General features: G+C 46.5%; 20 protein-coding genes. 1 reads left to right on the forward strand and 19 read right to left on the reverse strand.

Features of this window, described 5'->3' with window-relative positions; all coding sequences use genetic code 11:
* Positions 1-16: 16 nt before the first annotated feature.
* Positions 17-2,116: a flagellar biosynthesis protein FlhA gene (gene flhA, locus MMA19_RS17930; protein WP_240206852.1), complete on the reverse strand. Its 2,100-nt coding sequence runs from the start codon at positions 2,114-2,116 to the stop codon at positions 17-19.
* A gap of 311 nt (positions 2,117-2,427) precedes the next feature.
* Between flhA and MMA19_RS17935 the strand changes: the two genes are divergently transcribed.
* Positions 2,428-3,711, forward strand: a complete 1,284-nt coding sequence (locus tag MMA19_RS17935) for a patatin-like phospholipase family protein (RefSeq protein ID WP_240206853.1) — start codon at positions 2,428-2,430, stop codon at positions 3,709-3,711.
* Between the two features lie 13 nt (positions 3,712-3,724).
* On the opposite strand, the gene flhB is transcribed toward MMA19_RS17935, so the two are convergent.
* The 18 genes from flhB to MMA19_RS18025 form a co-directional block, all read right to left on the reverse strand.
* On the reverse strand, positions 3,725-4,855 hold the full coding sequence (flhB, locus tag MMA19_RS17940) for a flagellar biosynthesis protein FlhB (protein ID WP_240206855.1): 1,131 nt from the start codon (positions 4,853-4,855) through the stop codon (positions 3,725-3,727).
* 18 nt (positions 4,856-4,873) lie between these two features.
* Positions 4,874-5,656: a flagellar biosynthetic protein FliR gene (gene fliR, locus MMA19_RS17945; RefSeq protein WP_006069974.1), complete on the reverse strand. Its 783-nt coding sequence runs from the start codon at positions 5,654-5,656 to the stop codon at positions 4,874-4,876.
* Positions 5,657-5,663: 7 nt separating this feature from the next.
* Positions 5,664-5,933 (reverse strand): flagellar biosynthesis protein FliQ, encoded by a 270-nt coding sequence (fliQ, locus tag MMA19_RS17950; protein ID WP_006069973.1) that lies wholly within the window; start codon positions 5,931-5,933, stop codon positions 5,664-5,666.
* 13 nt (positions 5,934-5,946) lie between these two features.
* Positions 5,947-6,810, reverse strand: coding sequence for a flagellar type III secretion system pore protein FliP (gene fliP, locus MMA19_RS17955; RefSeq protein WP_240206857.1), 864 nt, complete (start codon positions 6,808-6,810; stop codon positions 5,947-5,949).
* Positions 6,803-7,234 (reverse strand): flagellar biosynthetic protein FliO, encoded by a 432-nt coding sequence (gene fliO / locus MMA19_RS17960; RefSeq protein WP_240206859.1) that lies wholly within the window; start codon positions 7,232-7,234, stop codon positions 6,803-6,805. The genes fliP and fliO overlap by 8 nt, the downstream gene beginning before the upstream one ends.
* 1 nt (position 7,235) lies before the next feature.
* Entirely contained in the window at positions 7,236-7,646 is a 411-nt protein-coding gene (fliN, locus tag MMA19_RS17965) for a flagellar motor switch protein FliN (protein WP_006069970.1), read from the reverse strand.
* A gap of 18 nt (positions 7,647-7,664) precedes the next feature.
* Positions 7,665-8,714 (reverse strand): flagellar motor switch protein FliM, encoded by a 1,050-nt coding sequence (gene fliM / locus MMA19_RS17970; protein ID WP_006069969.1) that lies wholly within the window; start codon positions 8,712-8,714, stop codon positions 7,665-7,667.
* A 7-nt stretch (positions 8,715-8,721) separates the two neighbouring features.
* The gene (gene fliL, locus MMA19_RS17975) at positions 8,722-9,216 is read right to left on the reverse strand and encodes a flagellar basal body-associated protein FliL (RefSeq protein WP_006069968.1); all 495 of its coding nucleotides are present in this window, start codon (positions 9,214-9,216) and stop codon (positions 8,722-8,724) included.
* 33 nt (positions 9,217-9,249) lie between these two features.
* The gene (locus MMA19_RS17980; protein ID WP_240206860.1) at positions 9,250-11,028 is read right to left on the reverse strand and encodes a flagellar hook-length control protein FliK; all 1,779 of its coding nucleotides are present in this window, start codon (positions 11,026-11,028) and stop codon (positions 9,250-9,252) included.
* A gap of 120 nt (positions 11,029-11,148) precedes the next feature.
* Positions 11,149-11,592 carry a flagellar export protein FliJ gene (fliJ, locus tag MMA19_RS17985; protein ID WP_031494285.1) on the reverse strand — a complete coding sequence of 148 codons (444 nt, stop codon included), beginning with the start codon at positions 11,590-11,592 and terminating at the stop codon, positions 11,149-11,151.
* 7 nt (positions 11,593-11,599) lie between these two features.
* Entirely contained in the window at positions 11,600-12,922 is a 1,323-nt protein-coding gene (fliI, locus tag MMA19_RS17990; RefSeq protein ID WP_236111408.1) for a flagellar protein export ATPase FliI, read from the reverse strand.
* Complete coding sequence (gene fliH / locus MMA19_RS17995) at positions 12,922-13,722, reverse strand: flagellar assembly protein FliH (protein ID WP_240206861.1); 801 nt, start codon at positions 13,720-13,722, stop codon at positions 12,922-12,924. Before fliH ends, fliI begins: the two co-directional genes overlap by 1 nt.
* A 55-nt stretch (positions 13,723-13,777) precedes the next feature.
* Positions 13,778-14,830 carry a flagellar motor switch protein FliG gene (fliG, locus tag MMA19_RS18000; protein WP_006069963.1) on the reverse strand — a complete coding sequence of 351 codons (1,053 nt, stop codon included), beginning with the start codon at positions 14,828-14,830 and terminating at the stop codon, positions 13,778-13,780.
* The gene (gene fliF / locus MMA19_RS18005; protein ID WP_198558134.1) at positions 14,830-16,578 is read right to left on the reverse strand and encodes a flagellar basal-body MS-ring/collar protein FliF; all 1,749 of its coding nucleotides are present in this window, start codon (positions 16,576-16,578) and stop codon (positions 14,830-14,832) included. The genes fliG and fliF overlap by 1 nt, the downstream gene beginning before the upstream one ends.
* Positions 16,579-16,596: 18 nt before the next feature.
* On the reverse strand, positions 16,597-16,908 hold the full coding sequence (gene fliE, locus MMA19_RS18010) for a flagellar hook-basal body complex protein FliE (protein ID WP_006069961.1): 312 nt from the start codon (positions 16,906-16,908) through the stop codon (positions 16,597-16,599).
* 130 nt (positions 16,909-17,038) lie between these two features.
* The gene (locus MMA19_RS18015; RefSeq protein WP_006069960.1) at positions 17,039-18,454 is read right to left on the reverse strand and encodes a sigma-54 dependent transcriptional regulator; all 1,416 of its coding nucleotides are present in this window, start codon (positions 18,452-18,454) and stop codon (positions 17,039-17,041) included.
* Positions 18,454-19,527: an ATP-binding protein gene (locus MMA19_RS18020; protein ID WP_006069959.1), complete on the reverse strand. Its 1,074-nt coding sequence runs from the start codon at positions 19,525-19,527 to the stop codon at positions 18,454-18,456. The genes MMA19_RS18015 and MMA19_RS18020 overlap by 1 nt, the downstream gene beginning before the upstream one ends.
* Positions 19,528-19,705: 178 nt before the next feature.
* On the reverse strand, positions 19,706-21,166 hold the full coding sequence (locus tag MMA19_RS18025) for a sigma-54 dependent transcriptional regulator (protein WP_006069958.1): 1,461 nt from the start codon (positions 21,164-21,166) through the stop codon (positions 19,706-19,708).
* Positions 21,167-21,235: the final 69 nt, after the last annotated feature.

A 21,235-nucleotide genomic window follows, 5' to 3' on the forward strand; every position in this document is an offset into this window, starting at 1 on the left:
TTTTCCATCCAAACCGCTAATTACCAACGGCTTGCACAATTCTGATTTGTTTCTCATCTGGGATTTCTTGGTAAGACAAGACGCGTAAGTTTGGAATGGTATTTTTCACAAACTTAGCCAATGTCGAACGTAGTACCCCTGATGTCAGCAGCACAGCTGCCTCACCTTTTAGCTCTTGCTCTTGTGTCGCTTGAGTTAGCGACGCTTGCAGTCGTTCGGCTAATCCAGGTTCAATTCCGGTTGATTCGCCACCAGAAGCTTGCATTGTTTGATGCAATATTTGTTCCAGCTCAGGAATAAGGGTAATGACCGGCAACTCCGGCTCTATTCCATTGATTTCCTGAACAATTAGTCGTTTTAGCGCTATACGAACCGCTGCTGTCAGAACGTCAGGTTCTTGACTCTTGCCGGAGTACTCGGCCAAAGTTTGCACAATAGTTCGAATATCTCTGATTGGTATGGCTTCATGCAGCAAGTTTTGTAGCACTTTCACCACAGTTCCTAGAGGTAATTGCTCTGGTACAAAATCCTCGACCAGTTTTGGCGCACTGCGCCCCAGCATTTCAAGAAGGTTTTGCACTTCTTCGTGTCCAAGCAATTGCGCTGCATTGTTGGTCAGCAACTGACTTAAGTGAGTCGCCAACACGGTAGATGAGTCGACAACGGTATAGCCTAGTGCTTGAGCGTGCTCTCGCTGTGCTTCCTGAATCCAGACCGCTTCAAGTCCGAATGCAGGGTCTATGGTTTGTTCGCCGTCGATCAGGCCATAAACTTGCCCTGGGTTAATCGCTAATTCTTGGTCAGGACGAATCTCTGCTTCACCCACCGCGACCCCCATCAACGTGATTCGATAGGAGTTTGGTGTTAGCTCTAGGTTGTCGCGAATATGCACAGCAGGAATGAGGAAGCCAAAATCTTGTGACAGCTTCTTACGAACCCCTTTAACACGCTCGAGTAATTCACCACCTTGGTCTCGGTCAACAAGCGGTATCAAACGATAACCGACTTCCAAGCCAATAACGTCCACTGGGTGAACATCATCCCAAGACAGCTCTTTAGGAGTTGATGATGTTTCGTTGCTGCTGATCTCAGCGGGCAGGTTCTTCTGCTCCTCTTTCTTAGCTTGTTTTCTGTGTAACCAATAAGCCCCTAAGCCGGCGATCAATGCCAGCATCAGGAAAGCAAAATGAGGCATTCCAGGCACAATACCCATCACACCTAGGATCCCCGCAGTAATGGTTAGAGCTTTCGGATTATCAAACAGTTGGAAAACAACCTGCTGGCCCATATCCTCGTCAGTATTTTGACGGGTCACCATGATTGCCGCAGCAATGGAGAGCAAAAGTGATGGAATCTGTGCTACTAAACCATCACCAATGGTCAGTAACGTATAGATTTGGATTGCTTCACCAAAACTGAGTGAGTACTGCATCATACCAATACTCAAGCCGCCAATGATGTTTAAGAACAAAATCAGGATACCAGCAATGGCGTCTCCTTTAACGAACTTGGATGCACCATCCATCGATCCGTAGAAGTCTGCTTCTTTGGTTACTTCAAATCGGCGTGTTCTAGCTTGCTCTTGATCAATAAGGCCAGCGTTTAAGTCTGCATCAATGGCCATTTGCTTACCTGGTAAGGCGTCCAAAGTAAAGCGCGCACTAACTTCAGAGATTCGCCCCGCACCTTTGGTAACCACCATAAAGTTAATGATCATCAAAATCATAAACACGACTAAACCAACCGCGTAGTTACCGCCAATCACGACGTTACCAAAGGCTTCAATTACGTTACCGGCCGCACCACTTCCCTCGTGACCATACAGTAACACCACTCGAGTAGAGGCAACGTTTAGTGCCAAACGCAGTAAAGTCGCGATGAGCAGCACCGTTGGAAAAGCAGCGAAGTCGAGGGGACGACGGGTATAGACCGATACCAATAGCACCACCATCGCTAATGCGATGTTGAAGGTAAAAAACAGGTCGAGAAGAAATGCCGGGATCGGAAGAACGATCATTGCCAACGCTGCAAGAACCATAATTGGCGCACCAATAGCTGGTAATGCTCTGCGAGGAATGTTTGGCAACCTATCGGTAAAAGGTAAAGTCAACTTCATTAATAACTACGTCACTGCGTCACCAAAACCACTAGCCCTTGGTGAAAATAATCCTATAACAACAGCAACTAGCAAGAATCAAGCCACTAGATTCGCCAAATATTTGACGCTATTTTTATATTCTAGCACCTCCGATTGTCTCATTTCTTGAGACAGACAATTCGATATTACCCTGCTTATAAAATGAATTGATTAACTTTAGGATCAGGCGCATTAATTTTCGCGAACTAACTAAGTCATAGCGGATTGAACAGGAAAATTTTGAATCAATGTTAACAATCAGAAATTTGAAACACGTGCCAGTGTTGTTAATGAGCCTGGCACTCGGGTGCACGTCACACACGCCACCAGTTAACCAACAACTCAGTACATCAAAGTCCGCTTCTGATTATACCTTGCAAAAGTACCTACAACGACCTAACCATATGATTGTTATGCTGTCATTTTCAGGTGGAGGTAGTCGAGCTGCGGCGCTCTCTTACGGTGTACTGGAGGCTCTAGAGCAAACTCAAATACAAATAGACGGCCAGTCAATCTCGTTGATAGACGAGGTAGATGTCGTAAGTGCTGTATCAGGAGGGAGTTTCACCGCGGCCTACCTTGGCTTATATGGACATGACAAGCTAGAGCAATATAGACAAGATTTCTTATATCAAGAAGTTTCCCATGATATCGCTTCGCATTTCCTCTCGCCATTTCGATGGGTAGTTCCAAAGAACCTAACTGCCGATGCCACCAATTATTATCAAGATCATATCTTTGGTGACGCCACTTTTTCGGATATCGATAATACTCAATCACCATACGTTATTATTAATGCTTCCGATATTACAACTCGGACGCGTTTTTCGTTTACACCGGAATACTTTGATTTGTTATGTTCTAACGTAGATAACTACCCTATTTCGAGCGCCGTCATGGCGTCGTCTGCTGTGCCTGTTTTGTTTCCGCCCGTTGTGCTAGAAAATTATCCAACATGCGAAACTACAGCAATCCCGCTTGAGCTAATCAATCATGGGTCACCTAACCGAAGCCAGCAATTCGTAGACAGCTTAGATAGCTACAGTAGCAAAAAGAAAAACCAATACATACACCTAGTAGATGGCGGAATTACCGATAACCTTGGTTTATTAGCCATTTATGAACTGATGGAGCACTATGAAGCAGAACAAATACTTAACGCCTCTAATTCATCGTCATCTAGCATTCCATTCGTGATTATTTCTGTGGACGCCTCCACCTCCCCAGAACTTGGTCTCGGTCGTCACTCTGAAGCTCCAAGCATTAAAGATACCTTGGATGCGGTAACCGACATTCAACTCCATCGCTACAATGACTCTACCAAAGATTTAATTCTCGATTCTATGCATAAATGGTCACAAGAAGGCTCAACAAAGCACAAAGTCATCAAACCTTATTTTATTGAGATCAGTGTTCAGAATGCACAAGATGCAAAACTCAAAGCGATAATGAATGAGATCCCCACCGACTTTACCTTAGAACGAGAGTCAATAGACATAATGATCACCGAGGGTCGTCAACAATTACTAAATCACTCTGAATTTCAAGCTATGATTTTGCAGCACACCCAATAAATAAGGCGCTTCACTAAAATCTCATATCTTTTGGAATGGTAATTTGGTCATTTTGCAGCGTAGGGCGCTGTCCACCTTTTTTACGATACTGTTTTAGCTGATACACATACGCCAGTATCTGAGCAACCGCAGCAAACAGGCCATCTGGAATCTCCTGTTCCAGTTCTGTTGTATGATAAAGAGAACGCGCTAGCGGAGGCGAAGGAATGACATAGATGCTGTGCTCTCTAGCCACTTCTCGTATCTTGAGTGCCATGTGGTCGATACCCTTTGCAACTACAACAGGCGCTTTGTCCTGTCCCTGTTTATAGCGAAGCGCTACTGAGAAGTGCTCCGGGTTGGTAATGATAACATCGGCCTGAGGTACTTCCGCCATCATTCTTCGCTGGGCGGCTTCTCTTTGCAGCATTCGAATCCGTCCCTTCACCTCGGGTTTACCTTCGGTATCTTTAAACTCGTCTTTGACTTCTTGCTTGGTCATTTTAAGCTGATTCGCATGCTGCCAAATCTGGAATGGAATATCGATGGCGACCACAATCAATAGTGTCGCACTAATCAACAAGATAAAGTTAAGTAGAATATCGAGCGCGTGAAAAATGTTTTGTGGAAAGACTTCCATACTAAGCTGGAACAAGTCTGCTCTGGAGGCGTTAACAAGATAGAATGCCATCCCTGCCACCAACGTGACTTTTAAAATCGATTTGACCAGCTCGACCCAACTTTGCATTCCCACCATGCGTTTCAAGCCACTAAGCGGGTTCATTTTGGATAGTTTTGGCATCGCCGCTTCTGCAGAGAAACTAATACCACCAACACCAGCAGCACCGATTAACGCCGCAATAAATAGAACAAACAAGATAAGTAGAAGTGGAAGCAATAGACTGGAAAGTGCGCCAAGTGCCACATCAAACAGCTTGGTCGAATCGTAGATTTCTTCTCGGCTCAAGTTAAACAGCCGAGACATTGAACCAAACAAAGCGCGCGCGAGGCCTTCGCCAAACATCATCAGCGAAAGCGCCCCAACAATCAGCACTGAGACCGACGCTAACTCTTTAGAGCGTGCCACCTGTCCCTTTTCGCGAGCTTGTTTAAGCCACTGGGGGGTGGCGTCTTCGGTGCGTTCTTGGCCATCTGATTCTGCCATCGTCAGCCTCCTACTCGCTTAACAGTTCAGGTCGATCAAGCGACATACCTGACCTTCCACTTCGAGCCAATACAATTGGTAGTGACTGTACAGGCCAGCCATGATGTACCAACAGATCATCAAACCAATCAGCAATGCAAAGGCAAAACCAAGAGAGAAAATATTCAGCTGCGGTGCCGCACGAGTCATCACACCAAACGACAAATTCACCGTTAATAGAGCGATAATCCCGGCTAAGGCCATACTCAAGGCGGTTTGGAACATGATACTTAACCATCCAGCCATCTCACGAAAATCGGCACTAGAGAGATGTCCAGACCCGATAGGCAAAGTCTTAAAGCTCATCACCACCAGTTGAATCATTTTCAAATGACCATCCGTTGCCAAAAAAAACATCGTGGCTAGGAACATAAATAGCTGACCCAGCAAAGGAGTATTTTGGCCATTCGCCGGGTCGACCATAGACGCGAAACCCAGACTCGATTGCATACCGAGGATCTGACCTAGCATAACAAACGTCTGAATCATGAAGACGGTCGTCATCCCCATCGCAGTACCAATCAGTATCTGTTCTGCGACCGTAAGAAAGCCTTGGAAAGAAAACAACTCGATAGTTTGCGGAACGGCAGGGATAGAAGGCATGACAGCCAGTGTCAGCGCTAGCCCCAAAAACAATCGAATTCTAGGTGACACAAAGTTGGCCCCCGTCACCGACATCACCATCAACATGGCAGAAATACGCACGTAAGGCCAAAAGTAATTACTGATCCATTCGAGTACAGCGCTGGTAGGGTACTCCATAATGTTGTTACCAGAGTACCTGTGGCAGTCTCTCTATAATTTCATAGAAAAACTCCATCATCATTTGAGTGCCCCAGTGAGCAAAGCCAATCAACGCCAATATGGTGACTATCAATCTTGGTAGAAAACTCAGCGTCTGTTCATTGATAGAAGTGGCCGCTTGGAAAATTGCCACTACCAAACCGACGAGAAGACTTGGCACTACAATGGCACAGACGAGGATCAACACCATCCATAATGCGTCTCTAAACAGTTCAACAAATACCTCTGGAGTCATCGATTATCTCCAGCTACAAGGCAAAACTGCCGGCCAGTGTGGACAGTATTAAGTTCCATCCATCAACCAACACGAACAACATCAACTTGAAAGGCAGCGATACGATCATTGGTGACAACATCATCATACCCATCGCCATTAGTATCGACGCTACAACCAAGTCAATAATTAAAAACGGTAAGAACAACATAAAGCCGATCTGAAATGCCGTTTTCAACTCTGAAGTAATGAATGCCGGAATCAGTACCGCCATTGACACATCTTCTGGGTTCTTTGCTGTCGAGCCCGACATTTCAACGAACGTCTCCAAATCTTTGACTCGTGTCTGCTTCAGCATAAAGGATTTCATCGGACCTTGTGCCTGCTGAAACGCTTCTTTTGCCGTGATTTGTTCATTCAAGTAGGGTTGAATCGCTTGGTCATTCACCTGATTCAATACCGGCGACATGATGAAAAACGTCAAGAAGATCGCGATACCGATAATCACCTGATTAGAAGGTGTTTGTTGCAAACCCATCGCTTGTCTTAGTATCGACATCACAACAACGATACGGGTAAATGAGGTCATCAAAATAACCATGGCAGGCAAAAAGCCCAACATGGTCATCAACGCCAAAATCTGCAAGTTTATTGAGTAGTCTTCGCTGCCATCAGGGTTGGTTTTCATGGTGAACGCCGGAATACCTGGCCCTGTGCCAAACGAGCTTGAGGAGGCGCTGCCCGCTGCCCCCCGGTCATTCTGCATAGCGGTGACAGTCACACCTGTGTCTAGTGCAGCATTACTCGGTACTGGTGTCGCTACCGCCTCTTCTGCCCATGACAGTGGCGCAAGAAGCAGCGTCAAACAGATGAAAATCAGTCGAGTTAAGTTAGTCATGGGAATTCGGTTTCTTCATCAGTTTCGATAGCTGCGCAGCAAACGCAGGCTGAGCCAAATCGGCTTCCTCTAGTGGCGTCTCCAACTTTGAAATCAGCTGAATCGACTGCGAGGTAATACCCACTAAAAACTGCTCTTCACCTGCCTGTACTATAGCAATACGTTCTTTTGTCCCAACTGGAATTTGCCTAACAATCTTAAGCCCTTGCTGGTTGACCAGTGATGGCACCTTCATGCGTTTTAGCACCCATGCCAAACCAAGAATTATCAGAATAACTAACACTAAAGAACCTAGCGTAGTAGCTAGGTCAAATGGAGAACCAGAAACGCTTAGTGGAGCACTTTCTTGAGAGGCGACCGCCGTCGATGCCCCTCCTAATGAAACTGCCACTAGCAGAACTCTAGACAAAAGCTTTATCGCCATATTAACGCAACTTCTTAATTCGCTCAGTTTGACTGATGACATCCGTCAAACGGATACCAAACTTGTCGTTTACCACAACCACCTCACCATGAGCGATCAAGGTGCCATTTACCATGACATCGAGTGATTCACCAGCAATGCGGTCTAATTCCACTACCGAACCTTGGTTTAGCTGAAGTAGGTTACGGATGCTAATTTGTGAGCGGCCAACTTCCATAGAGATGGTCACTGGAATATCCATAATCGTATCCAGTTTACGACGCTCATCCTCTGAAATCGGCGCTGGTGAGTCTTGCAGTTCATCCAGTGGGGCGGCGAGTACCTCATCCACATCAATTTCTGGCGCCATTGGATCTTCACCTAAAGCGGCTGCCCATTCGTCTGCAAGTTTTTGGTCGTCACTAATCGTCATTATTTATATCTACTCTGGTTATTCTTCGTCTGCGTCTTCCACATGCTCCAACTCAGCCATAATATCCTTACCAAGGAAAGCTAAGTCGGTTTTCACTACATCTGGGCGTCTTATTTTTTCGGAAATCTGTACGGCAACTTTTTCGCCAGTGCGTCCCATCTTCACTCTGAACGTCGGCAATTCCTCAACAAACATAGTGGCATTTTCCGGCATATCGATAGGAATGATATCTCCGGCTTGCAACTCCATAAGGTCACGAAGTGATACGTCTTTCTCTAACAGGTTCACGCGGAAGTTCACCGGAACATCCATAATTTCTTCACGCAGGGCGCTACTCCAACGGACATCGGTTTCCATCTTATCCGACTGGACACCTGCATCGAGTAATTCGCGAATAGGCTCCACCATAGAGTACGGCATCACCACATGGAAATCGCCACCACCGCCATCCACTTCAATATGGAACGAGCTGACCACAATAACTTCGGTTGGGCTGACAATGTTCGCCATGCTTGGGTTCACTTCTGAGTCCAAATACTCAAACTCAACGCCCATAACTGGCGACCACGCTTCCTTGTAGTCTTCGAAAACGGTTTTCATCAATAACTGAATGATACGCCGCTCTGTAGGGGTAAACTCTCGACCCTCAATCTTGGCGTGAAAACGGCCGTCACCACCAAAGAAGTTTTCTACCAAAATGAACACCAAACGCGCTTCCATAGTAATGAGAGCTGTTCCTTTTAGCGGTCTAAAGCGCACCATATTCAAGCTTGTTGGCACGTATAAGGTGTTTTGGTATTCACCAAACTTCATCATCTGAACGCCGTTAATCGACACTTCAGCGGTTTTTCGCAACATATTGAATAAGCTGATTCGCATATGGCGCGCAAAACGTTCATTGATAAGTTCGAGTGTAGGCATTCGACCACGAACAATGCGATCTTGCGACGAGAAGTCAAAATGCACCACGTCATTGGGGTCTTGATCTAGCTCATCTTCAACTTCATCGACATCGTCTACTCCGTGGAGAAGCGCATCAATTTCGTCTTGGCTTAATAAATCGGTCACACAATACCTACTGGATTACAAAATCGGTAAATAACACTCTTTCGACTACAGGCTTACCGACAACCTGAGACAAACTGGCTTGAACATCAGCGGTAGCTTGGTCACGTAATTCAACGCGGCCATTCGTACTGCGCAATTGCTCAACCGTCGCCGACGCAAACGTCGACAACAATGTACTTTCTATTAAAGGAGAGTGATAACGCGCCACTTCTTCGTTATCTAGGCCACGGACCATAAGTTGCGCTTTGATCTGAACAACACGATCGCGCTGTTTGCCAGCGGCATTAAAGATAAATGGTTGGGCGATATTCACATACGATATTGGGTCAACTGGCACCGCTGCAGCACCGCTTTGTGCCGCGGGAGCACTTGCTGGCGCCTCACCAGATCCCAGTAACCAATAGGCGACACCACCAGCAGCCAGTAATAGCACCAGCGCTGCGACAATAATGATCAACAGTTTTTTGTTGTTCTTAGGTTGTTCTAAAGTATCTTCTGCCATTTTGTTCTTCTATTTTCCATGAGATTACTCGCGTTAGGCGTAGTAACTAATACCATCTTTTTTATTGGCAACATTCACGTTCAAGCTTACGCTTTCTTCAGTATCATCGACACCATGATTCGACTGACCACTAGATTGAGATCCAGAACCACTCGATTCATGAGAAGCGTGACGTTGTTGCTGACCTTGACTCTGTTGCTGAACCGACGAATCTGCCAGTTGAATTCCCTGTTGAGACAGCATTTCACGCAGCCTTGGCATAGCATGATCGACCATATCGCGCGTTTGTTGGTTTTGAACCGTAAAATGCACCGTCGCAGAATCATTGTTTAAACTCATGCGAATTTGCATTCGACCTAAGTCTGGCGGATCTAAACGAATATCCACATGTTTCAAATTTTTCGCCATCATCATTTGAACGCGCTCTGCAACTTGGTCACTCGCGTTCTCTTTGGTGAGCACTAGGGGCGACTGTACGTTTGTTGGTGCTTGTGATTGCTCAGCTCGCAGTTGATTAGCAGTCACACCTGCTGCTGCGGCATGCGTTATACCGGCGGGAGCATCATTTGCTTGTCCAAGGTTGGCGGCTCCCTTTTGTTTTTGCACGCCAGCTAAACTTGCATTCCCCGAGGTTAACGATGGATTATTGGTATTGTGCTTGGTTGCGGCAGCATTAGCCGCTAATACACTTGCGGCCATCGCCCCCTCTGAGCCGGCTTGAGTTGCACTATGTATTGGCACTGCTGTTGCCTGGGTAGCTGGCGTCGCCATAGCAGCACTTTGACTTGCACTCGAATGAAGCTTATCTGCAGTAAAAGCCGTCGCCGCGAGAGTCTTGGCGTCTAATTTTCCGCCTTGCTCCGCATCAGGCTTAGACCAAGCAATTTGGTTTTGTGTGCCAGCTTTTGTGTCTCCATCAAACGTCGTTGCTCTCACCTCTTGGCCGGACGCTAAATGTGCTGCAGTTCCTGCGGCAACCGCCTTAGATTTGTGTGAACCGTCGAGGTTATCACCAGAAAGCGAAGCACTACCTTGTGTAGGATTATTTTGCGTAGATCCCGTTTGTGAAAGATTGCCCTGAGACGCAGAAAGTGCCGCCAATTCTTCGGCGGTAGCTTCACTGACAACCCCATCAGGAGCAACGATATTTTTGCTTTGTTTCTCTATTGACGAGCCGTCGCCACTCATTGATGCTGCGTGTCCATCAACTTGATTCATCGTTTGAGGGTTGCGAGCGTTTGCAGTTGTAGTACCTAATATCGCGGCTCCTGCTAATTTGGCTTCATCTTGAGACTCAACTGATGTTGATTTGGGCTTTAGCGCACTGTTTGATTCATCTAAACGATTAAGCAATTCAGCACTGTCGCTCACGGTTTTTTTGGCTTCGACACTGCTGCCTTGAGAATCGGAGCTTAACGTCTCATCACCCACAGCTATAGCACCACCAGCCGCCATTTTTTTGACACCCTTCTCTTCAGTGCCTTCTACATCTTCATCATTCGCCTGACTCTTTACCGTTGCTGGGGTGGCTTGTGAAGACTTCGTGGTCTCAGCGGCTTTTCCTACCTCATCACTCACTTCAGCGCCATCTTCCAATAAAACACCTGTCGAACTCGACGTTATCTTTTCGCCTGATTTTTTGCCTTCAACCTTTTGGTTTTCCTCAGTATTTTCTGAAGAAATTGCGCTTTTAAGCTTATCAAAAAAGCCCTGTTCTTCCGCGTTATCGGCGGAATCCACCAAGGTGGTTTTGTCACTAGACTTAGCATTTGGTGTCGCTGAAATACTGTTGTTAGTAATTGCCAGACTCATTCCATTAAGGCCCGTAAAGAAGAGTTAAATACGCTAGGTGGCAAAATGCCGCCGCTTACAGTTATGTCATCTATCGATGCAAAATTTGTACCGAACAGTGAGTTTTACTAAAGGATAGGGTTAACGAGCAGAGCGACGACGAGCGAAAAGCAGGTTAGAAAACTCATCCATCTGTTTTTGTTCAAGCTTTTGTTCTTGCAGTTGTTTCTCTTTAGCTTTTTTATCGATAAGCCACTCATAGGACCGACGTTGTTTACGAGTATTGTGCCAGTAATCTTGGCAGTCTTCGACCTGTTGTTTGAAGTGACTTTCTGCGGATTTTTGCTTGGTTAATGTCTCATCTAGCTGTGTCAAAAAACGATTGAGGTGACCATACTCACTCGCCGTCAGCCCTCCTTTGCCACGCTCTACAAGTTGATTACAGTAATCAAGGCGATACTGCTCAATTTGTCTTACTTGGTTGTAATAGTCTTCAAGCTCTGATCGTGCTTTGTTGAGGGCTAAGACCGCTTGTTGCTCGCTGTCTTTGGCTTGTTCTAGAAGAAAATCGAGCGCATTATCCATAACCGAATCAGTTTACCTGCAACAGTTGTTTAAGCATACCCAAACACATATCGTATGGCACCGTTTCACGCATACTTTGTTGCAAGTACTGGTCAAGCTTAGGTTTCAGCGTAAAGGCGCTATCAATAGCAGGGTCAGTTCCCGGTTTGTAAGCGCCTATGGATACCAGATCTTGATTTTTGCGACAAACCGATAGCACCTGCCTAACAGCTTTAGACATTAGTACATGCTGATCATCCGTGATTTGTGGCATAACACGACTCACCGATTTTTCCACATCAATGGCTGGATAGTGACCAGCATCTGCCATTTCACGAGACAGAACGATATGACCATCCAAAATCGCCCTCGCCGCATCAGCGATAGGATCCTGTAAATCATCCCCTTCAGTAAGCACAGTGAAGAATGCAGTAATGGAGCCCTGATTCACATCACCGTTGCCCGCTCGCTCAACTAAAGCGGGGAGCTTGGCAAAGACCGATGGCGGATAACCTTTGGTTGCCGGTGGCTCACCTACTGAAAGCGCAATCTCACGCTGCGCCTGCGCAAAACGAGTTAATGAATCCATCAGAAGTAAGACATCGAGCCCTTGATCACGGAAATACTCGGCAATGGTTAAAGCGGTTTGACAGCCCTTCAGGCGCATAAGTGGTGACGCATCAGCTGGTGCTGCAACGACCACCGAACGCTCACGACCCGATGTCCCTAGAATCTCTTCGATAAATTCTTTAACTTCTCGGCCACGTTCACCAATCAGTCCCACCACAACCACTTGTGCCGTCGTACCACGAGTCATCATACCTAGCGTGACCGACTTACCAACACCTGAACCTGCAAAAAGACCAATACGCTGACCTTTGCCAACGGTCAATAAGCCATTAATGGCTTTAAGACCAACATCAAGTGGTTCAGAGATGGGTTTACGCGCTAGCGGGTTGATAGGTTCAGCATTGAACGACGCGCGTTGGTCAGTATAGATCTCACCCAGTCCATCAAGCGGGTTTCCCACTCCATCAATCACTCGACCGAGTAGTTCCATTCCTACTGGAAGTCCAGCATCAGAAGTCATTGGCGTTACCCGAGCGCCAGGAAGAACTCCGGTAATCTGTTCACTTGGCATTAGATACAAGTGTTCACCGGAGAAACCTACCACTTCGGCGTCCATTTCGCCGTGCATGGTTTCCACTTTACAGACACTACCAATGGGTGCTTTGCAACCGATGGCTTCGAGTGTTAATCCAACAACACGAACCAGTTTGCCAGAAGCAATCGCGCGAGACTTATGCCCTTCAACTTTGTAATTGGCCAGTCGCTCGGCAAGTGCTTGCATCACTCGCCTCCCTGATGGCGATTGGTTCCACAAAAACTTTGTAATACGCTTTTCACACGCTCTTCGAGTTTGTAACTCACGCTCGATTCACCCGCTTCGATAAATACATCACCACGATTGAGTGACGGTTCAATAACAAGCGTCCAATTGCGAATATCAAGCTCTTCATCACCATAAGCGGCACGGATAATATCAACATCAGCCGGATGGAGTTTTAACGTAATTGCATGGCCAACAATCGGTAACGCGTCGACCGATTGCTTGACGGTATCGAGAATGACTTGCGGATTGGTTTGTACCTCAACATGCACCACTTCCTTGGCCAACGCGAGCACCATGTCGACCAATTGCTTTTCAACTTGGTTGTTCATTAGCTCTAACGGTTGAGCAAATTGGTTCGCCATGTTCATGAAGACTTCAACCTGCTGCTTAATGTACTCTTCACCAGCGGCAACGCCTTCTGCTTTGCCTAACTCAAGTCCCTCGGCATGTCCTGCTTGAGTTCCCTCTTCCTTGCCTTTGTCGTAGCCTTGTTTAAAACCGGCTTCTTGGCCTTGGAACAAGCCTTCTTGATAAGCACCCTGTTTGATCTGCTCAATCTGCTCTTCAGTGAGCATCAAAGGCTCTTCTTCAGCTGGTGCTTCTTCTAGAGGAGCCCAACTAGGATCGTAGTTAAGCGCGGTCTCTTTGGCATGTTGATTAGTTTGTGAGGTGTAATCTGGTAACCCCCAAGAATGAGCTGACTCTATGGTATTGTCTTCTGACGGACGCAAAAAGCCACGTTTTCTCTCTCCAGACATCAAGCCTTCCCTTTTATTCTTAAGAAAGTTTTCCAAATGAATATGTTATGAGTTTTTATAGGAACTCATCTGCGCCACCAGAAAGCATCAGCTCACCGTTGTCCGCCATTCGTCTAGCAATCGTGAGAATTTCTTTCTGTGCCGTTTCTACATCAGCAACACGCACAGGTGGCATCGCCTCAATATCTTCACGCATCATGTCAGCAGCACGTTTCGACATGTTATCGAAAATCTTCTCTTTAAGCGCATCATCGGCGCCTTTAAGAGCACGTTGCAACACGTCTTGCGGTACATCTCTAAGCAGCTTTTGGATACCTTGGTCGTCCACTTCGATAAGGTTCTCGAATACAAACATAAGATCTTGAATCTGAGTCGCCATATCTTCGTCTTGGTCGCGAATTTGATCCATAAGAATCCCTTCGACGTTGTTGTCGAGGTAGTTCATGATCTCCGCAGCCGCCTTCAGGCCGCCAATTTTCGCGGCTTGAGCGCCTGCTTGGCCTGCGAACTGCTTCTCCATAATTTCGTTCAGTTCTGCTAAAGCAGACGGCTGAACTTCTTCCAAGTTCGCAATACGCATCATCAAATCAAGACGAACTCTCTCAGGGAACTGAGAAAGAATTTCTGCTGATTGATCAGCTTCCAAGTAAGAAAGTACGATGGTTTGAATTTGTGGGTGTTCGTTAACAATGATGCTGGCAACTTGACGCGGATCCATCCATTTCAATGAATCCAAACCTTTGGAGCCTGTTCCCAGAAGGATTTGGTCCACAAGGTTGTTGGCTTTATCTTCACCTAATGCAGCTACCAAGGTATTGCGCATGAAGTCTTCGCTACCCATACCAATATTGGTGTACTTCTGGATATCTTCTAAGAAGGCGCGGTGAACCGCCCCCACTTTGTCTTGGCTCAGATCGCTGGCTTTCGCCATGGCACTACCCACACGCTGAACTTGTTTAGGTTCAAGATGACGAATGATGCTGGCCGCATCGGATTCATTCAAACTGAGTAGCAAAATAGCCGCTTTTTCATCTCCGCCAATGCTAGAAATGTCGACACTGGTTTCTGCAAGTTGGCCGCCATTTGCTGCCACGATCTCGTTTGCCATTAGTTTTCAGCCATCCAATTTTTAACAACTTGTGCCGCGAGTTCCGGCTCATTCGCCACCAGAGCTCGTACTGCTTTAAGCACATCTTCGTCTTTGTGTAGGTTTGGTAGGTCAATACCGGTACTAAATTCGAACAACTCACTGCCGTCAATATCAGTACCAATCAAGCTGGTTTCGCCGTCGGCGCCAAGCGGCAGACCATCCGGGCCATAAAGCTGGTCGTCTTCTTCCTGAGCTGCTGGGTTAAGCAGCTTCTTCATTGCTGGTCTAATTAGAACAAAGACCACGACGATGATCACCAAGGCACTCGCAAACCAGCGAATCCAATCATTGAAATTAGGGTGCTCCCAAATTGGTACATCCGGTAATAGATCGGCCGTAGGCTCTTCAAACGTCATACTCAAAACATTGAGTAAATCACCACGGTTTTCATTAAAACCAACAGCACCGATAAGTACTTGTCGAATTGCCGCCAGTTCACTCTCTGAACGCGGCTGGTAAGTGACCTCACCAGTATCTGGGTTCACGCTTGAACGGTTTTTTATTGCAACCGCTACGGTCTGGCGATTTACTACACCGCTTTGTTTGCGCTCGTGACTAATCGTGGTATCGAGTTCGAAGTTACGTGTCGCTTCTTTGTGAACTGAACCTTGCCCCATGATCGAGCCATCTTTCATTTGTGCGACATCAGTAGGAATAGAGGCGTCAGCGGGCGGCTGGTTACTAAGTGCACCCGGTACACCAGCCACAACATTACCGTTGTTGTAGTCTTCTAAGGTATATTCACTTCGAGTTGCTGGCGTATTCGGGTCAAAGCGCTTGCGCGTTTGCTCAACGGCGCTAAAGTCGAGTTCAATATCAACTTGAGCGGTGTAGTTACCTAAGCCAAGAATCGGAATCAATACCGAATCAATTTTCTCACGTAACGCTTGTTCTTGATTTTGCTCTAGTTCTTGCTCTTTTCGACGCGCCATAGAAGCAGCATCTTGAGAGCCCGAACTCAATAGGCGACCGTGCTGATCAGTAACGGTAATACGTGATGGCTTCATGCCCGGAACGGCGCTCGCCACCATATCCACAACGGAGTCAACTTCTTGCTGCCTTAATACAGCGCCTGTGGCTAGGGTGAGAAAGACTGAAGCGGATGCTTCTTGATTATGGCGAACAAAAACACTTTGTTTTGGCAGTGCCAAAAGTACACGAGCGGTGCGCACTTGCTTCATCTGCTCGATAGCTTTGCCTAGTTGCCTTTCGCGGCTTAGCTTAAGACGTTCTTGTTCAAGACGCTGAGAAACACCAAATCCCATATCCTGCATCAGGATATCGTCACCGGTATTTGATGCGCGGTTTATTCCTGCACGCACCATATCAAGTTTGAGGTTATTGTATTCACTCGCAGGAACACTCAGCGCATTACCTTCTAACTTGTATTGCACTTTCTTTTGGTCAAGATAATCAAGAACTGGAATAAGCTCTTCGGTCTCATATACGCCTAACGGGCGCATCTCTGGCTCTTTAACCCAGAAGAACAACATCACGATGAGCGCCACACAAATAGAGATAGACAGAACTAGGACGATTTGTCTGAGAAGATCGAGATCGCCTACGGCTAAGTCAAACTTAGAGCTGCTTTTCTCGTTGATGTCTGGATTTTGACTTTCTGCTGCGATGTCTGAGCTCGTCACCATTGCGGTATCTGAGCCACTATCCATTAACGCTACGTCTGTCGATTGATTTTCTTGAGCCACTACTTTTTACTACCTAGATTAAACGGGCATATTCATGAGTTCTTTATAGGCTTCTACAAGCTTATTTCTCACTTGAATGGTTGCTTCAAAGGCGACGCTAGACTTGTTTCGAGCGATCATGACATCAGAAAGAGAGACATCAGCGTCCCCTCGGTCAAAACGCATTTGCAGATCACCGGATGATTTTTGAAGACCATTCACGTTGTTCACCGCTTGAGAAAGCATGTCGCCAAAGTTAGCACCAACCTGATGGGCGTTTGCTGCAGGCTTAGAGTTGGCCGCTTCCAACATCATGGTCTGCATTTCATTGTGTAATCCGTCTACTTTCATGCTTTATCAATCGCCGTCAATCTTTTGACAGTGTCCTTACAATATCTTGATTCTTTCCTGAAAATTGCAAAAATTATGCCATGGTTTAAACCTAAAGTGTTAGCTCTAAACCAACACTTTAGGACACATCTTAGCTCGGGATCTCAATACCAGCATCGCGCATCTTCGCTAACTTATAGCGTAAGGTTCGTGGGCTAATACCAAGTTTCTCCGCCATTTCTTTACGGCGACCTTCGCACTCTTTCAGCGTCTCCAAAATAATTGAAAACTCTTGATCACGAAGTTCACCACCCAAGCCTTCGCTCGATGCTGCACTGCGACCCATGACGTCACTTGAAACCTGAGCAACAGGAGCGATCTCCGGTGCAACTTGCTCAGGGCTCGACACCACTTGTTGTAAGCTCGATGCGTCTTGCCAGTCCACACCTTCTAATAGAATGTGCTCAGCGCAGATGGTTGACTCGTCACATAAGATCAAAGCTCGTTGCACCACATTATCTAGCTCGCGAACGTTACCCGGCCACGGATAGCTCATGAGTTTTGCTAATGCTGCCTGACCAAATTCTGGCACTGGCATTCCCAATTTCTTACAGTGGCGCTCGGTTAGATGACGGGCTAAAGGCGCAATATCTCCAGAACGATCACAAAGAGCTGGCCACGCAATTGGGAACACATTTAAGCGATAATATAGGTCTTCACGGAAGTTACCTTCCTGAACATATTGTTTAAGATCACGGTTACTGGTCGCCAATACTCGAACGTCTAACGCAATGCTTTTACGACTACCTAACCGCTCTACCTCACGCTCTTGTAGTACGCGAAGTAATTTAGCTTGAAGGTTTAAATCCATTTCACTGATCTCATCAAGCAAAATGGTGCCACCTTGAGCTTGTTCAAATTTCCCCGGACAGGCTTGAATAGCGCCGGTAAACGCCCCTTTCTCATAGCCAAATAGGGTCGCTTCTAACATGTTGTCTGGAATCGCCGCACAGTTGATTGCGACAAAAGGACCGTCCGCACGTAGCGATTTGTTATGGATATAGCGTGACATGACTTCTTTACCTGAGCCACTTGGCCCCAGCACCATGACACTGGCGTCAGTCTTAGCAACTTTTTCAGCCAAAGTAAGCAGTTGAATACTCTTAGCATCCGCAACAATCGCATCACCATTATCATCTGACTTCACTGGCGCATAACGACTGACCATATTCAACAACACTTCCGGCGCAAAAGGTTTCGCCATGTAATCAATCGCACCTTCCTTCATGGCTGCGACGGCATCTTCAATGTTGGCATAAGCTGTCATTAACAACACAGGCAAATTGGGCCAATGCTGCTTAATGTTTCGCAGGAGTGCTAAACCACCCATCCCCGCCATCTGTACATCGGAAACAACAATATCTACCGGCTGAGTTTTGAGCTTCACTAGAGCATCTTCAGCGCAATCGGCTTCCACCCACTCATAACCTGCAAGGGCCAATGTATCGACGAGAGCTTCGCGAAGACCTTCATCATCCTCTACGATAAGTACTTTGCTTTGAGCCATCAGCTTATTCCTTCATTTGTTACTTCTTGAGATGACGTTGCCAATGGCAAGCACATGGTAAAACATGCGCCATCATCCTCTTCTGATATCAATTCAAGCCGTCCTTCATGAGCACGGCAAACCATTTGCACTACCGCAAGACCAAGACCCGTGCCTTGTGAACGAGTAGTGAAAAACGGTTCCATTATTTTCTGTTGCAGTTCAGCAGGTACGCCTGGCCCGCTATCTTGGACAGAGATTTTTAATTCGTTATTAACTGGACGGAAAAACACATCCAATTGCGACCCTTTACCAGCAATTTGCACGGCATTAAGTACAAGGTTACTCAAGGCAGAGGCAACCGCATTAACATTACCCAGCAGCGCTACTTCGTCTTGCTCTACTTCTAAACAATAATCGATGTTGTTGCTTTTTAGTGTGGTCTCGACCATCGGCTGATACTCATCCACCAGTTGTTTTAGGGTAAATGGCTTTATGACCTTATTGTCGCCCCCCTTTGCAAACAACAGCATGTCATTAACCTGCTTCTCAAGATCATGAAGTCTGTCGACCAATTTGATTTGAAAGCGTTCACGAGTAGGTTGTGGAAGGTTAGGCGCACCAAGGTTAGAGGCATACAACATAGCACTGGATAACGGCGTGCGAACTTGATGTGCGAGTGAAGCAACCATTCTTCCCAAAGATGATAAGCGCTGTAAATCGCTGACTCTTGATTGCAGCAAGCGCGTTTCAGTGAGGTCAGTAATGAGAATCAACTGTCCAGTTGAGGAAGCGGAAATAGCCAATCGAACCTTGCGGCCATTGCGTAAAGAGACCTCATGACCATCATCTTCTTTGGGGTCAAAAACCACTTGAATCAGATGAAACCATTTTTGGCCAACAAGGGGAATATCGAGAATACGGTGCGCTTCTGGGTTCGCTTCCCTGACCACACCTTGTGTATCCAACAAAATGACACCTGCAGGCATCGCTTCTATAACCTGCTGATATCGTTCTACTTGCGATTCCAAGGAATCTAAGTGTGAGCTTGATTGCTCATCTTGTTGTGATTCGCCCGTTGCCAACTGATCCATTTACGAGATGTTCCTTCTCAATACGACTCGCAGAAATACGTAGTCCATAAAAGACTTAAGCCCGAAAATGCAAAAAGCATGCCGGGCTTAAGTCTATATATTTCAACAAGTTAATCGCGTCAATAAATTGTCATAGCAAATTGAGCGTGACTTAAATCACATCACAAACAGCTCCAATCTAGCGGTGTAAGTTATACTTACGCATTTTTTCAACAAGGGTGGTACGACGCATACCGAGCATATCAGCAGCACGAGCAACGATGCCTTCTTGAGCATCCAAAGCTTGGCTAATCATGTTCACTTCGAGGTCGGCCAACATTTCTTTCAGGTTAACACCTTCAGGAGGTAACGATTGAGGTGCATTGTGACTTTCCAGTTCAGGCTCTTCAAAGGTAAAGTTCTCCGCGAATATACTGTCTAATGCATCACGCTCTTGTTCTTCAATCGTTTTGAACGCATTCATTTCTGGCTGGAATTCTGGGATATCACTATAGCGGTATTTAACCGGAAGATGATTCACATCCACCAAGCTATTTGGATACAAGATCACCATACGTTCAACGAGGTTGGCAAGTTCACGAACGTTACCTGGCCAATCATGTTCCATTAACGAATTAACGGAACGAGGGGCGAAACAGATAGGTTGCCCACCTTCTGCCTCCATACGCGCTAGCAGTTCTTGCAACAACAGAGGGATGTCTTCTTTGCGCTCTCGAAGCGATGGCATTTCAATTGGAAAAACATTTAAGCGATAGAACAAGTCTTCGCGGAAGTCACCCTGTTGGATCATGCTTTCAAGATCGCGGTGCGTTGCGGCAACAATGCGAACATTGGCTTTAATCACGCTACTGCCGCCAACGCGTTCAAACACGCGCTCTTGCAATACGCGAAGTAACTTGACCTGCATCGGCATTGGCATATCACCAATTTCGTCAAGGAATAAGGTACCGCCATCGGCAAGCTCAAAACGCCCTTTACGAGAAGTAATCGCCCCCGTAAAGGCGCCTTTCTCATGACCAAACAACTCACTTTCTAGCAAGTCCGGCGGAATCGCTCCGCAGTTCACTGGAACAAACGGCCCACTACGACGAGTTGAATGGTAGTGGATGTTGCGAGCTACAACTTCCTTACCCGTGCCTGACTCGCCCAGAATCAACACGTTCGCTTCCGAACCAGAGACCTGTTCAATCAAATGACGAACTTCCTGTATGCCAGGACTTTGTCCAACTAAACTACGAAATAGCGTATTTTTACGAAGATTCGACGGAACCTGAACGCCTTTACGCCCCAAAAACTCGCGACAATGACGCAGCGCATCACTTAGCTGAGGGTAGTTGAGAGGGAGTTCTAACTCACCAACAAAGTTGGAAAGTGGCTCAACCGCGCCGGTAAATTCACTCGTCACCAGCAAAGGAACATGATTAGACAGCGAAAGCTGCGATAACAAGACTTGAGATAGATTTGGGCTTTCCAAAGCACCTACGATGCAACCCGACCACGTCTGGGACCAATCGATTTGGTTTATGTCTGTAGATGGAATCGCCACACAATGCTCACCAACAAACTCCAAAATGGTGTTTAGATTAGTGCGAATTTGCGGATCATCAGCAATAACAAGAAGTTTAGCTAAGCCTTGCATGAGTCAGGAATTATGCCTTGATCAAAACCAACCACAGAGGCGTCAATTTTTTGTCACTCGTCAATTTTA

It is taken from the genome of Vibrio sp. CyArs1 (assembly GCF_022432925.1).
Classification (GTDB): Bacteria; Pseudomonadota; Gammaproteobacteria; order Enterobacterales; family Vibrionaceae; genus Vibrio; species Vibrio mediterranei.

Coding starts and splice junctions, on each gene's coding strand:
- flhA (WP_240206852.1), bottom strand. CDS start 2,116: ATGAAGTTGACTTTACCTTTTACCGATAGGTTGCCAAACATTCCTCGC.
- MMA19_RS17935 (WP_240206853.1), top strand. CDS start 2,428: ATGAGCCTGGCACTCGGGTGCACGTCACACACGCCACCAGTTAACCAA.
- flhB (WP_240206855.1), bottom strand. CDS start 4,855: ATGGCAGAATCAGATGGCCAAGAACGCACCGAAGACGCCACCCCCCAG.
- fliR (WP_006069974.1), bottom strand. CDS start 5,656: ATGGAGTACCCTACCAGCGCTGTACTCGAATGGATCAGTAATTACTTT.
- fliQ (WP_006069973.1), bottom strand. CDS start 5,933: ATGACTCCAGAGGTATTTGTTGAACTGTTTAGAGACGCATTATGGATG.
- fliP (WP_240206857.1), bottom strand. CDS start 6,810: ATGACTAACTTAACTCGACTGATTTTCATCTGTTTGACGCTGCTTCTT.
- fliO (WP_240206859.1), bottom strand. CDS start 7,234: ATGGCGATAAAGCTTTTGTCTAGAGTTCTGCTAGTGGCAGTTTCATTA.
- fliN (WP_006069970.1), bottom strand. CDS start 7,646: ATGACGATTAGTGACGACCAAAAACTTGCAGACGAATGGGCAGCCGCT.
- fliL (WP_006069968.1), bottom strand. CDS start 9,216: ATGGCAGAAGATACTTTAGAACAACCTAAGAACAACAAAAAACTGTTG.
- MMA19_RS17980 (WP_240206860.1), bottom strand. CDS start 11,028: ATGAGTCTGGCAATTACTAACAACAGTATTTCAGCGACACCAAATGCT.
- fliJ (WP_031494285.1), bottom strand. CDS start 11,592: ATGGATAATGCGCTCGATTTTCTTCTAGAACAAGCCAAAGACAGCGAG.
- fliI (WP_236111408.1), bottom strand. CDS start 12,922: ATGCAAGCACTTGCCGAGCGACTGGCCAATTACAAAGTTGAAGGGCAT.
- fliH (WP_240206861.1), bottom strand. CDS start 13,722: ATGTCTGGAGAGAGAAAACGTGGCTTTTTGCGTCCGTCAGAAGACAAT.
- fliG (WP_006069963.1), bottom strand. CDS start 14,830: ATGGCAAACGAGATCGTGGCAGCAAATGGCGGCCAACTTGCAGAAACC.
- fliE (WP_006069961.1), bottom strand. CDS start 16,908: ATGAAAGTAGACGGATTACACAATGAAATGCAGACCATGATGTTGGAA.
- MMA19_RS18015 (WP_006069960.1), bottom strand. CDS start 18,454: ATGGCTCAAAGCAAAGTACTTATCGTAGAGGATGATGAAGGTCTTCGC.
- MMA19_RS18020 (WP_006069959.1), bottom strand. CDS start 19,527: ATGGATCAGTTGGCAACGGGCGAATCACAACAAGATGAGCAATCAAGC.
- MMA19_RS18025 (WP_006069958.1), bottom strand. CDS start 21,166: ATGCAAGGCTTAGCTAAACTTCTTGTTATTGCTGATGATCCGCAAATT.